At 64.9% G+C, this 12,252-nt stretch carries 10 protein-coding genes and 1 pseudogene; 3 read left to right on the plus strand and 8 right to left on the minus strand.

The window, feature by feature from the left end; translation table 11 throughout:
* The 4 genes from ACDELDRAFT_RS13570 to ACDELDRAFT_RS13585 all read right to left on the minus strand — a co-directional run.
* A partial coding sequence (locus tag ACDELDRAFT_RS13570) for a substrate-binding domain-containing protein (RefSeq protein WP_005797679.1) occupies window positions 1-665 on the minus strand: 665 nt, incomplete at its 3' end.
* 9 nt (window positions 666-674) lie between these two features.
* Complete coding sequence (locus ACDELDRAFT_RS13575) at window positions 675-1,502, minus strand: extracellular solute-binding protein (protein WP_005797680.1); 828 nt, start codon at window positions 1,500-1,502, stop codon at window positions 675-677.
* Complete coding sequence (locus ACDELDRAFT_RS13580) at window positions 1,499-2,296, minus strand: ABC transporter ATP-binding protein (RefSeq protein ID WP_005797681.1); 798 nt, start codon at window positions 2,294-2,296, stop codon at window positions 1,499-1,501. Before ACDELDRAFT_RS13580 ends, ACDELDRAFT_RS13575 begins: the two co-directional genes overlap by 4 nt.
* Before the next feature lie 61 nt (window positions 2,297-2,357).
* On the minus strand, window positions 2,358-3,095 hold the full coding sequence (locus tag ACDELDRAFT_RS13585) for an ABC transporter permease (protein ID WP_005797682.1): 738 nt from the start codon (window positions 3,093-3,095) through the stop codon (window positions 2,358-2,360).
* 50 nt (window positions 3,096-3,145) lie between these two features.
* Here ACDELDRAFT_RS13585 and ACDELDRAFT_RS13590 point away from each other — a divergent pair, with 50 nt between their 5' ends.
* The 3 genes from ACDELDRAFT_RS13590 (at window position 3,146) to ACDELDRAFT_RS13600 (ending at window position 6,862) form a co-directional block, all read left to right on the plus strand.
* Window positions 3,146-4,273: a substrate-binding domain-containing protein gene (locus ACDELDRAFT_RS13590; RefSeq protein WP_005797683.1), complete on the plus strand. Its 1,128-nt coding sequence runs from the start codon at window positions 3,146-3,148 to the stop codon at window positions 4,271-4,273.
* A gap of 181 nt (window positions 4,274-4,454) precedes the next feature.
* Window positions 4,455-5,075, plus strand: coding sequence for a TRAP transporter small permease subunit (locus ACDELDRAFT_RS13595; protein ID WP_005797684.1), 621 nt, complete (start codon window positions 4,455-4,457; stop codon window positions 5,073-5,075).
* Window positions 5,076-5,089: 14 nt separating this feature from the next.
* The gene (locus ACDELDRAFT_RS13600; RefSeq protein ID WP_005797685.1) at window positions 5,090-6,862 is read left to right on the plus strand and encodes a TRAP transporter large permease; all 1,773 of its coding nucleotides are present in this window, start codon (window positions 5,090-5,092) and stop codon (window positions 6,860-6,862) included.
* Window positions 6,863-7,627: 765 nt separating this feature from the next.
* Here ACDELDRAFT_RS13600 and ACDELDRAFT_RS13605 read toward each other — a convergent pair.
* From ACDELDRAFT_RS13605 to ACDELDRAFT_RS24635, 4 genes and pseudogenes are all read right to left on the minus strand, one after another.
* Window positions 7,628-8,707, minus strand: a complete 1,080-nt coding sequence (locus tag ACDELDRAFT_RS13605; protein ID WP_005797686.1) for a TRAP transporter substrate-binding protein — start codon at window positions 8,705-8,707, stop codon at window positions 7,628-7,630.
* A gap of 150 nt (window positions 8,708-8,857) precedes the next feature.
* Entirely contained in the window at window positions 8,858-9,940 is a 1,083-nt protein-coding gene (locus ACDELDRAFT_RS13610; RefSeq protein WP_005797687.1) for a TRAP transporter substrate-binding protein, read from the minus strand.
* Window positions 9,941-10,161: 221 nt separating this feature from the next.
* The gene (gene dxs / locus ACDELDRAFT_RS13615; RefSeq protein ID WP_005797688.1) at window positions 10,162-12,054 is read right to left on the minus strand and encodes a 1-deoxy-D-xylulose-5-phosphate synthase; all 1,893 of its coding nucleotides are present in this window, start codon (window positions 12,052-12,054) and stop codon (window positions 10,162-10,164) included.
* A gap of 93 nt (window positions 12,055-12,147) precedes the next feature.
* Window positions 12,148-12,252, minus strand: a pseudogene (locus ACDELDRAFT_RS24635) (polyprenyl synthetase family protein); the annotation flags it as partial.

Consider the following 12,252-nt stretch of genomic DNA (forward strand, 5'->3'; position numbering starts at 1 on the left):
GGCACTTCCGCCTGCGCTGCCACGGCGTTCGTGCAGTAGGTCAGGAACACGTCGGCCTGGCGCTGGTCCATCACCCAGGCGTAGGTGCCCCGGCCCGGCGGCGGCTTGGGCGAATCTGCGGCGCCGGTGAGCTGCAGCGCCTTGGCATCGAGCTGCGCATAGGCGCCCGGCTGCACGGCATCGGCCCGGCGGAAAAGCGCCCACGCATAGTCGCCCGAGGGGTCGGCCCGCGGGGTGGAAGTGCCCACGCGCACATCGGCGCGCAGCAAGGTGGCCAGCAAGGTATCGGGGGTGGCGCTGATCTGCTCACTGATCAGCGCGCACAGCGCATTGCGCGTGAACACCGTGGGCGGCTGCCAGCCTCCGCGCGCCGCCAGGCGCTGCGGGTGGTCGGTGTCGGCCGATGCAAACACCTGCGCGGGTTCGCCCTTTTCGATGCGCTCGCGCAGCAAGCCCGAGGCACCGAAGGTCAGCGCCACCGGCTGGCCCGTGCGGGCCTCATGCGCGCGTGCGATCTCGGTGAGGGCCTCGCGCAGGCTGCCCGCAGCGTAAACCTGCACCGGCGCGGCATCAGCCATGAAAGGGCCCTTCGGGTGGCTGGAGCAGCCGGCCAGCGCCGCAACGAGCGCCATGGCCGCCACGGCGGCTGGTGAAAAACGCGCCATGGTGCAGCGTCACTTCGCAGCGTTTGGGAAGAACAGTTGCTCGCCACCGATCTTGTAGTTGGCGATCACGCCCTGGCCCGCGGGCGACACCACCCAATCCACGAACTTCTGCGCGTCCTGCACCTTCACATGCGGGTGCTTGGCCGGATTGACCACCATCACCCCGTACTGGTTGAACAGGCGGGTGTCCCCCTCCACCAGCACGGCCAGGTCGGCACGGTTCTTGAAATTGAGCCAGGTGCCCCGGTCGGCCAGCACATAGGCACCGCTCGATGCGGCAATGTTGAGCGCCGGGCCCATGCCACAGCCACATTCCTTGTAGCCGCTGCCCTTGGCGACTTCGGCGCCGGCCAGCTTCCAGTAGCGCAGTTCGGCGGCGTGCGTGCCGCTCTTGTCGCCGCGCGAGACAAAATTGCCGTTGCTGGCGGCCAGCTTCTTGAGCGCGGCCACGATGTCCTTGCCCTTCACGCCGGCAGGATCGTCCCTGGGGCCCACCAGGATGAAATCGTTGTACATCACGGGATAGCGCTTCACTCCCCAACCGTCGGCCACGAATTTTTCTTCGGCCACCTGGTCGTGCACGAACAGCACATCCGCATCGCCGCGGCGGGCCGTATCGAGCGCCTGCCCCGTTCCCAGCGCCACCACCTTCACATCGAGGCCACTGGCCTTCTTGAACTCGGGCAGCAGGTAGCCGAACAGGCCCGACTGCTCGGTGGACGTGGTGGACGCCATGGTGATCGACTGCGCAAAGGCACTGCCGCACACTACAAAAACAATAGCTGGTAGCGCTTTGCGGACGATGGCAACAGGCATAAAAGGCGTCAAATTCATCATCCCATCTCTCCTTTGACAAACAATCGGGCCGCGTCGGGCAGGGGGCCGTTGAAAAAATCATGCACCGGCAGATCGGCCAGCACGCAGCCGTGCTCCAGGTAAACCACCCGGCTGGCCAGTCGCTTGACCTGGCCCAGGTTGTGGCTGCTGAAGACCATGGTCACGGGGTGGGCCGGCCCGGCCTGCCCGTGGCTGGCCGCCAGGTCGGCCATCAGCGCTTCCACTTCGCGCTTGGCGTGGGGGTCGAGGCTGGAAGTGGGCTCGTCCAGCAGCAGCACATCGGGCCGCAACGCCCAGGCCCGCGCCAGCGCCACCCGTTGCTGCTGGCCGCCCGAAAGCGTGCGCGCGTTCTGCGTTGCGATGCCGTCCAGGCCCACGCGCTGCAGCGCCACCAGCGCAAGCGCCCGCGCCTCGCGCCAGCGCACCCCATGCAGCCACAGGCCGAGCGCGACGTTGTGCTGTGCGGTGGCCCGCAGCATGTGCGGACGCTGGAACAACATGGCTTGGCGGACATCGCTGTCGCGCGACCAGCAGCCGCTGCTGGGTTTCGCCAGGCCATGCAGCACGCGCAGCAGCGTGCTCTTGCCGCAGCCATTGGCGCCAATCAGCGCAACGCGCTCGCCGCAGCCCACCGACAGGCTCACGCCATTCAGGGCCTGCACCCGGCCATAACGCACGCCCACGTCCCGCAGCGAAAACACGGCCGGATGTTCGGGCACAACCGTTGGCAGCCGCGCCCTGTCGGCGGCATCGGGCCACGGCGCAGCCGCATTCACGGCGGGCACCGCGCTCATGGATTCACCCCCGTATGGCACGCAGAAGGGCCCGCAGGTTGGGGATGGCCCAGCACGGCGCTCATGCCAGCACCCCCTGCAATGCGCCCTGCGAGGTGCCGTCCACACCCTCGCGCCAGCGCCGCAGCAATGCGATCAGCACATTGAGCGCCAGCACCACGGCCAGCAGCACCAAACCCAGGGCCAGCGCCAGCGGCAGATCGCCCTTGCTCGTCTCCAGCGCAATGGCGGTGGTCATGACGCGCGTGAAACCATCGATGTTGCCGCCCACGATCATCACGGCGCCCACTTCGGAAATGGCGCGTCCGAATGATGCGATCAGCACCGTGAGCAGGGCGTAGCGCTCGTCCCACGCCAGCAGCAGGCTGCGCAGCAGGGGGCCGGCGCCCAGCGAGTTCCACTGCTCGCCGTGGTCGCGCTCGGCATCGGCCACCAGCTGGCAGGTCAGGGCCGTGACCACCGGCAGCACCAGCAGGGTCTGGGCGATCACCATCGCCTTGAAGGTGAAAAGCCAACCCCAGGCGCCCAAAGGCCCGCTGCGCGACAGCAGCAGGTAAACCACCAGCCCCACCACCACCGACGGCACCGCCAGCAAAGTGTTGAGCCAGGCCAGCACAGCGCCGCGGCCGGCAAACCGCGCCACGCCCAGCCACGCGCCCAGCACCACGCCGGCGCCGCAGGCCAGCAGGCAGGCCGTGCTGCTGACAGAAAGAGAACGTCCCACGATGGTCCACAACATGGGATCGGCGGAAAGCGTGAGATGCAGCGCCGTGAGAGCGCTTTCAGAGAGAGTGGACATGGATTCGACTATCGTATGCACCCCATCAATATCCAGCGATATGAACGCCTGTGCATAGGGTCCAACTCCACTACACGCTCAGCCGCGACGCGGGCAACGCCCTCATCCGCAACCCTCTGCCCGAGATGCTGCAGGCCGTGGCCGAGCAGGGTTCCATCTCGGGTGCGGCACGCGCGCTGGGGCTGTCATACCGCCACGTCTGGGGGGCCCTCAAGCGCTGGGAAGACCAACTGGGCGGCGAACTCATCATCTGGGGCAAGGGGCAGTCGGCCCAGCTGAGCGAATTCGGCACCAAGCTGCTGTGGGCCGAGCGCCAGGCCCAGGCACGCCTGGCACCGCAAATCGCGGCCCTGCACGCCGACCTGGAGCGTGCCTTTGCCGTGGCCTTTGACGACAGCACCCACGTGCTGACCATGTATGCCAGCCACGACGACGCGCTGGGTGCACTGCGCGCCAATGCCGCCACGCCCGGCGATGGCGGTGCGGTGCACCTGGACATCCGCTTCACGGGCAGTGTGGACGCCATTCGCGCGCTGAACGAGGGGCGGTGCACGCTGGCGGGCTTTCACACGCTCGAAGAGCCCGCCGCAGATTCCCTGGCCGCGCGCACCTACCGGCCCCTGCTGCAACCGGGGCGCCACAAGATCATCGGGTTTGCGCGGCGCACGCAAGGCCTCATCGTCGCACGCGGCAATCCGCTGAACCTGCGCACCCTGGCCGATGTGGCCCGCACCGGCGCACGCTTCGTGAACCGCCCCCTGGGCACGGGCACCCGCGTGCTGCTGGGTGACCTGCTGGCCATGGCAAACCTCACGCCCGAGGACATCCTGGGCTATGAACTGAACGAACCCTCGCACGGCGCCGTGGCGCAGGCCGTTGCCGCGGGCACCGCCGACGTGGGCATGGGCATCGCCCTGGCGGCCCATGCCCGGGGGCTCGACTTCGTGCCCCTGGTGCACGAGCGCTACCACCTCGCCTGCCTCAAGTCCACGCTCGACCAGCCCGCCACCAGTGCCTTGCGGGCCGTGCTGCAGGCCCCGGCGTGGCAGGCCCTGATGCGTGCCATGCCTGGCTACGCGCCCATGCACTGCGGCGAGGTGCTGGCCATGAGCACGGTGCTGCCCTGGTGGCGATTCAGCGGTCGCAAACGGGACACAAGCCCTAAGCAGAAACCCTAATTGCTATATTTTTGGAAGCTAGAAAATAAGCACCAGTCAAGGGATAACACCGTCACGCTGCCGTCAGCCTCGCAATACAGTGCTCCGTAGAATGGCGCCCTTGTAAAAGTTTGTCGCGCTTTTTCGCCCACCGGTGACAGGGCCGCAACGTCGTGCGCATAGCCTTTTTCTTGGAGACACCATGCAGGCTTTACTCAAATTTTCCAGAGGGGTCGACTGGCTTAACACCCAGGTCGGCAAGTACGTAATCTGGCTCATCCTGGGGTCCACCCTGGTCAGTGGCGTCAACGCCGTCGTTCGCAAGGTGTTCAACGTCAGCTCGAACGCCTACCTGGAAGTGCAGTGGTACCTGTTTGCCGCGTCTTTCCTGCTGGCTGCGGGCTATACGCTGCTGCAGGGCGAGCACGTGAAGGTCGACGTGATCTCCAGCCGCCTGTCCAAGCGGGCGCAGATCTGGATCGACGTCTTCGGTTTCGTTTGCTTCCTCACGCCGTTCTGCTTTGCCGTGCTGTGGTTCGGCATACCGTTCTTCTGGCAGGGCTACGTCTCCGCCGAAATGTCGAGCAATGCCGGTGGCCTGATGCGCTGGCCGGTGTACCTGATGTTGCCGCTGGGCTTCGGGCTGCTGCTGCTGCAGTGCTGGTCCGAACTGATCAAGCGCATCGCCTTCCTGCAGGGCCTGATCGAAGACCCCACCGCCAAGAAGCTGGAAAAAACGGCCGAGGAAGAACTCGCCGAATCCATCCGCCGCCTGCGTGAAGCCGCCACGGGCAACGGCACGGGCACCCCCAAGGCCGACTGAGCGGAGACACGACCATGGAATTCTTCATTCACAACCTGGCCCCCATCATGTTTGCGGGGCTCATCATCTTCCTGCTGCTGGGCTTTCCGGTGGCATTCAGCCTGGGCGCCTGCGGCCTGTTCTTCGCCTTCATCGGCGTGGAACTCAACGTGCTGCCCGAGGCCTTGCTGCAGGCCCTGCCGCTGCGGATCTTCGGCATCATGCAGAACGACACGCTGCTGGCCATTCCGTTCTTTACGCTCATGGGGCTGATCCTAGAGCGAAGCGGCATGGCCGAGGACTTGCTTGAAACCATCGGCCAGCTGTTTGGCCCCGTGCGCGGCGGCCTCGCATTTGCCGTGATTTTCGTGGGCGCACTGCTGGCAGCTACCACGGGCGTGGTGGCCGCTTCGGTGATCTCGATGGGCCTGATCTCGCTGCCCATCATGCTGCGCTATGGCTATGACCGCCGCATTGCCTCGGGCGTCATCGCGGCGTCCGGCACGCTGGCGCAGATCATTCCTCCGTCGCTGGTTCTGATCATTCTGGCCGATCAGCTCGGCCGCAGCGTGGGCGACATGTACAAGGGCGCCTTCCTGCCCGGCATGATGCTCACGGGCTTCTATGCGCTCTACGTCATCATCCTGGCGATCTTCAAGCCCCACTGGGTTCCCGCAATGCCCATCGAGGCACGCACCCTGCGCGAAGACAGCGGCAAGAGCGGCCTGCCGTCGCTGGCCATCCTGACCGCCCTGTGCACGGGCGCATCAATCTACGTCGGCAAGAACATGCCTGCCATCCACACCTGGTGGGAAGGTGAGCTGGTCGAGAAGGTGGCGCTGGACGAAACCATCGTGGTCGCCATGTGCTTCGGCGTGGCACTGGCCTTTGTCGCCGCCATGTTCAACAAGATCACCCGCCTGGGCCTGCTCTCGCGCATGGCCGAACGCGTGACCTTCGTGCTGATTCCCCCGCTGCTGCTGATCTTCCTGGTGCTGGGCACGATTTTCCTGGGCGTCGCAACACCCACGGAAGGTGGCGCCATGGGTGCGCTGGGCGCCTTCGTCATGGCCATGGCACGCGGCCGCCTGAGCTTCTCGCTGCTCAAGCAGGCCATGTACACCACCACCAAACTGTCGTGCTTCGTGGTGTTCATCCTGGTGGGCGCCACGGTGTTCGGCCTCACGTTCCAGGGCGTGGACGGCCCGCTGTGGGTGGAACACCTGCTGGCCGGCCTGCCCGGGGGGCAACTGGGCTTCCTGATCGTGGTGAACATCATGATCTTCTTCCTGGCATTCTTCCTGGACTTCTTCGAGCTGTCGTTCATCGTGGTGCCGCTGCTGGCGCCAGTGGCCACCAAGCTGGGCATCGACCTGGTTTGGTTCGGCGTGCTGCTGGGCATCAACATGCAAACTTCGTTCATGCACCCACCCTTCGGCTTCGCGCTGTTCTACCTGCGCAGCGTGGCCCCCGACAAGGAGTACGTGGACAAGATCACCAAGAAGCTGATCAAGCCCGTCACCACCATGCAGATCTACTGGGGTGCCGTGCCCTTCGTCGCCATCCAGCTCATCATGGTGGGCTTGGTGATCGCCTTCCCAGGCATCGTCTCGAGCGGTCTGGACAAGGCCGAGGTCTATGACCTGGACAAGGTACGCCTGGAAATGGAAGCCGACATGCCAGCCCCGATCGACCAGGTCGATCCCACCGAAGGCATGCAGGGCGGCGACGCCGCCGCCCCTGCGGCAGACGATCCCCTGAAGGCGATGCAGGATTCGCTGGCCACCGAGCCTGAAAAGAAGCCCTGACACAGAGGTCCGCACAAGCGCCCCGCCGGTGGCGCACTGCGCGGCCCCTTCCTGCAAAAAGCCCTGCCAGCGCAATGCCGGCAGGGCTTTTTTCAGGGCGACAGCATCCCCGAGAGCTGGGGTGCGACAGCGAACGTGTTCACGCCCCATCCATGCAGCGCGATGGGCACCTTCCCCGCCGTTGACGGCAGCGCCCTTTGCCCGTTCTTCCGCCCGCAAACGCGCCCGCTGGAGCCCCCCAACTGCTCAGCGCTTTTGAAGCGCACGGAAGCGGGTTGGCGATGCCCTTCAGAGCCTCCAGGGCATGCCCCGCGTGCCAGGCGCAGCGGTCATGGGCAACTCCCAACACCCAACACCCAACTCCCAACTCCCAACTCCCAACTCCCAACCCACAACCTGCAACCTGCAAGCAGGCCCGACCCTCCGGTGCTTTTTTTGACGAAGGCTCCGCCAACGTCCAACCCACGTGCAGGAAAAGGAGCCGGCGCCAGCTCGGCCGCCCCGCGCACCAAGACGATTCCTTTGGCGGACTTGCCAGCGCATAGCGTCAATCAGGCCTCAGCAGGGCACGGCAAGAACGCCCCAGCGCCAGTGGTGCCCGCAGGCTGCGGGCCACGGTACGCCAGCAAGAGCAGCCCAACAACATACCGTCCAGGGCCGCCCAGCAGCCACCTCCGTGCGCCTCTCTGCCCCCACGCAAAAAAGCCCGCCAGGCGAACCTGGCGGGCTTCTTGATGGCACAGGGCGCGCGGGGCGCCTGCACTATCAGAGCTTTTGCGACGACATGAAGCTGTCGAAACGCGACTCGGCGAAGCGGAACCACAGAATCTGGTCGCGCTGGAAGTTGCGATAGTCTGTGTAGATCTTCTTCCACTCCGGATTGCTCTTGTCCAGATCGGCGTAGAGCTCCATGGTGGTCTTGAACGATGCATCGAGCACGGTCTGAGGGAACGGCACCACCTTGGTCTTGGCGGCCACCAGCTGCTTCAGGGCACCGGGGTTGCGTGCGTCATAGCGGGCCTGCGTGGTCACGTGCGCTTCGTGCGACGCCGCTTGCACGATGGCCTTGTTCTCGGCCGACAGGCCGTCCAGCGCCTTCTGGTTCACGTAGAACTCCAGGTTCAGGCTGCCTTCCCACCAACCGGGGTAGTAGTAGAACGGCGCCACCTTGTTGAAGCCCAGTTTCTGGTCATCGTAGGGACCAATCCACTCGGCCGCATCAATGGTGCCCTTTTCGAGGGCCTGGTAGATTTCGCCGCCCGGAATGTTCTGGGGCACGCCGCCCATGCGCTCGATCACCTTGCCGGCAAAACCGCCCACGCGGAACTTCAGGCCCTTGATGTCCGCAGGCGACTTGACTTCCTTGCGGAACCAGCCGCCCATCTGCGCGCCCGTGTTGCCCCCCAGGAAGTTCACGATGTTGTACTTGGCATAGAACTCGCGCATCAGCTTGGTGCCGTTGCCGTCCACCATCCACGACGTGAGCTGGCGCGAATTCATGCCAAAGGGAATGGCACCGCCAATGGCGAAAGCCTCGTTCTTGCCGAAGAAGTAATAAGGAGCGGTGTGGGCGATTTCCACCGTGCCGTTCTGCACGCCATCGACCACGCCGAACGCGGGCATCAGTTCGCCGGCAGCATGGACCGACACCTCAAACTTGCCGCCCGACATTTCCTTCACCGCCTTGGCGAACACCTCGGCAGAGCCGAAGATGGTATCCAGCGACTTGGGAAAGCTCGATGCCAGGCGCCAGCGCACGACGGCTTGCGCGTGAACTGCGGGGGCGATGCCCGCTGCCAGCACACCGGCGATACCGGTTTTCTTGATCAGGGAACGACGATCCATGGTGACTTCCTTCAATATTCATGCGCTTTTGGCACACGATGGGCCCAAAAAAAACCGGTATCTGCGCCGCAGGGGTATGCAGCGCCGGCTACCGGATCGAGAAAAATGGGTGACGGGGCCCAGATCAGGCCGCCGCCGCGCGTGGCCTGATTACAGCTTCACGCCCGTCATGTAGTTGTCGAAGCGCAATTCAGAGTAACGCGCCCACAGCAACTGGTCGCGCTGGAAGGCGCGCATGTCCTGGTGGATGGTCTTGAACTCGGCCGACTTGGCTTCGTGTTCGGCGAAGACTTCCATCGAAGCCTTGTAGCCCGCATCCATGATTTCCTTGGGGAAGGCCTTGAGCTGGGTCTTGGCGGCCACCAGGCGCTTGAGGGCGACGGGGTTGAAGGCGTCGTACTTGGCAGTCATGTCGCGTGCGGCCACAGTGGTGGCGGCGTCGACGATGGCCTGGAACTCGGGGGTCAAGGCAGCGTAGGCCTTGGCATTGATGAAGAATTCCAGCTCGGCACCACCCTCCCACCAGCCGGGGTAGTAGTAGAACGGGGCCACCTTGTTGAAGCCCAGCTTTTCATCGTCGTAGGGGCCGACGAATTCGGTAGCATCCAGCGTGCCCTTTTCGAGGGCCTGGTACACGTCACCGGCAGGCATGTTCTGGGCCACCACGCCCAGTTTCTGCATCGCTTCGCCGAACAGGCCGCCGCCCATGCGCATCTTCAGGCCCTTGAGGTCGGCAACGGTCTTGAGTTCCTTGCGGTACCAGCCACCCATCTGCGTGCCGGTGTTGCCCGCGCTGCGGCTCTTGATGTTGTAGTTGGCGTAGAACGCATCCATCAGCTTGCGGCCATTGCCATGGTCCATCCACGCATCCATCTGGCGGGCCGTGAGGCCGAAAGGCACGGCGCAGCCGAAAGCAAAGATGGAGTTTTTGCCGGTGAAATAGTAAGGCGCCGTCTGGGCCATCTCGATCGTGCCGCTCTGCAGGGCATCCACCACGCCGAACGCGGGCATCAGCTCGCCAGCAGCGTGCACGGACACTTCAAACTTGCCGCCGGAGAGCGCGCGGACCGTCTTGGCGAACATTTCGGCGCTGCCAAAAATGGTATCCAGCGACTTGGGAAAGCTGGAGGCAAGACGCCAGCGCACGGTGGCCTGTGCGTGTGCTGCGGGGGCGATACCTGCGGCGAGCACACCTGCGATGCCAGCGTGCTTGATGACGGAACGACGATCCATGAGATTCTTTCCAGAATGGTGATCACACTGCGCATTCCGGCAGGCCCGAAGACCCGGCCCGAACTGCGCGTTTCGAGAAGTGATTGTAGAAAGTTGAAACGGGCATCTCTTGCGGGTTATCCCGCGGAAATGCCCCCTTGTTACCCTGCATTCAGGGTTTTGCAAGCTTGGGACCCCGCCCCGCCGCCGCTTGGGCGCGGCACAGGCGGCACCCCGGCTTGTCAGTCGGCCGGGTGCGCACCGAAACGCGCACTGATGGCGAGACGGATGCCCTCGGCATCCAGCCCCTGCAATGCCAGGAGCCGGGCGGGATCGCCATGCTCGATGAACACATCGGGCAAACCCAGCTGAAGTACCGGCATGGTCACCTGTGCGGCGGCCAGGGCCTCCATCACGGCGCTGCCCGCGCCGCCCATGATGGCGCCCTCTTCCAGCGTCACCAGGGCATGGTGGCTCGCGGCCACTTCGAGCAGCAGTTCCACGTCGAGGGGCTTGGCCCAGCGCATGTTGACCACCGTGGCATCCAGCGCCTCGGCCGCCTCCAGCGCGGGATACAGCAAGGTGCCGAACGCCAGAATGGCAATGCGCGGTCCCGCCTTGCCGTCGCCCTTGCGCTCGCGGCGGATCTCGCCCTTGCCAAAAGGCAGGCTGTCCAGCCCCCGCAAGGGCGCCACGCCCGCACCGCTGCCGCGCGGGTAGCGCACGGCAACGGGGTGGTCCTGCGCAAAAGCGGTGCTCAGCAACTGGCGGCATTCGCGCTCGTCGGCCGGGCAGGCCATGCTCATGTTGGGGATGCAGCGCACAAACGGAATGTCGTAGGCGCCGGCATGGGTGGCTCCGTCGGCCCCCACCAGGCCAGCGCGGTCCAGCGCAAACACCACCGGCAGGTTCTGCAGCGCCACGTCGTGGATCATCTGGTCGTAGCCGCGCTGCAGGAAGGTGGAATAGATCGCCACCACCGGTTTGACGCCCTCGCAGGCCATTCCTGCCGCAAAGGTGACGGCATGCTGTTCGGCGATGCCCACGTCGTAATAGCGGTCGGGAAAGCGCTTGTGGAATTCGACCATGCCCGAACCCTCGCGCATGGCCGGGGTGATGCCCACCAACCGGTCATCCTGCTCGGCCATGTCGCACAGCCACTGGCCGAACACCTGCGTGAAGGTCTGCTTGGGGGCGGCGGTGCTCTTGACCAGACCCACGGCCGGGTCGAACTTGCCGGGGCCGTGGTAGGCCACGGGATCAACCTCGGCCAGCTTGTAGCCCTGGCCCTTCTTGGTGACCACATGCAGGAACTGCGGGCCCTTCAGGTCCTTGATGTTCTCCAGCGTGGGAATCAGCGAATCCAGATCGTGACCGTCGATGGGCCCGATGTAGTTGAAGCCAAACTTCTCGAACAGCGTGGCCGGCACCACCATGCCCTTGGCCTGCTGCTCCAGGCGCTTGGCCAGTTCCAGCAGCGGTGGGGCGTTCTTGAGTACGCTCTTGCCGACATTCTTCGCGGCAGCATAAAACTGCCCGCTCATCAGCTGGGCCAGATAGCGGTTGAGCGCGCCCACCGGCGGGCTAATGCTCATGTCGTTGTCGTTCAGGATCACGAGCAGGTTGGCATCGGCCACCCCGGCATTGTTCAAAGCCTCGAAGGCCATGCCCGCCGTCATCGCCCCGTCGCCGATGATGGCCACCACATGGCGCTCCTCGCCTTTGCGCTTCGCGGCGAGTGCCATGCCCAACGCTGCGGAAATGCTGGTGCTGGAGTGGGCCGTGCCGAACGTGTCGTATGCGCTTTCGGTGCGCTGCGGAAACCCCGAGATGCCCCCCAGCTGGCGCAGCGTGGACATGCGATCGCGCCGGCCGGTCAGGATCTTGTGCGGGTAGGTCTGATGGCCCACGTCCCACACCAGCCGGTCGTCGGGCGTATTGAACACGTGGTGCAGCGCAACGGTGAGTTCCACCGTGCCGAGGTTGGAACTGAGGTGCCCGCCCGTCTGGGACACGCTTTCGATCACGAAAGCACGCAGCTCGGTGGCCAGTTGCTTGAGATCGGATCGGGACAGGGAGCGCAGGTCAGCGGGGTCGTTGACCGTCTGCAGCAGGGGAAAGGATGTCGTGGACATTTACTATATTTTTAATAGCTACCGACGCTCAACAGATAAGCGCCAGAGGCCAATTTGACATTCAATGCATCGGTGGCGGACCAGCGCGGCGCTTCAATACGATCGGTTCACCACCATGTCCGCCAGCGCGGCCAGCGCACGCGTGTCGGCCAGGCCTGACGCCGCCAGCGCGGCCTGGGCCTGCGCCAGCAACTCGCG

The sequence above is a fragment of the Acidovorax delafieldii 2AN genome (assembly GCF_000175235.1).
GTDB lineage: Bacteria > Pseudomonadota > Gammaproteobacteria > Burkholderiales > Burkholderiaceae_C > Acidovorax > Acidovorax delafieldii_B.

Excerpts from the sequence above, each read along its gene's own strand:
- ACDELDRAFT_RS13575 (WP_005797680.1), bottom strand. The coding sequence starts at position 1,502 with ATGATGAATTTGACGCCTTTTATGCCTGTTGCCATCGTCCGCAAAGCG.
- ACDELDRAFT_RS13580 (WP_005797681.1), bottom strand. The coding sequence starts at position 2,296 with ATGAGCGCGGTGCCCGCCGTGAATGCGGCTGCGCCGTGGCCCGATGCC.
- ACDELDRAFT_RS13585 (WP_005797682.1), bottom strand. The coding sequence starts at position 3,095 with ATGTCCACTCTCTCTGAAAGCGCTCTCACGGCGCTGCATCTCACGCTT.
- ACDELDRAFT_RS13595 (WP_005797684.1), top strand. The coding sequence starts at position 4,455 with ATGCAGGCTTTACTCAAATTTTCCAGAGGGGTCGACTGGCTTAACACC.
- ACDELDRAFT_RS13600 (WP_005797685.1), top strand. The coding sequence starts at position 5,090 with ATGGAATTCTTCATTCACAACCTGGCCCCCATCATGTTTGCGGGGCTC.
- ACDELDRAFT_RS13605 (WP_005797686.1), bottom strand. The coding sequence starts at position 8,707 with ATGGATCGTCGTTCCCTGATCAAGAAAACCGGTATCGCCGGTGTGCTG.
- ACDELDRAFT_RS13610 (WP_005797687.1), bottom strand. The coding sequence starts at position 9,940 with ATGGATCGTCGTTCCGTCATCAAGCACGCTGGCATCGCAGGTGTGCTC.
- dxs (WP_005797688.1), bottom strand. The coding sequence starts at position 12,054 with ATGTCCACGACATCCTTTCCCCTGCTGCAGACGGTCAACGACCCCGCT.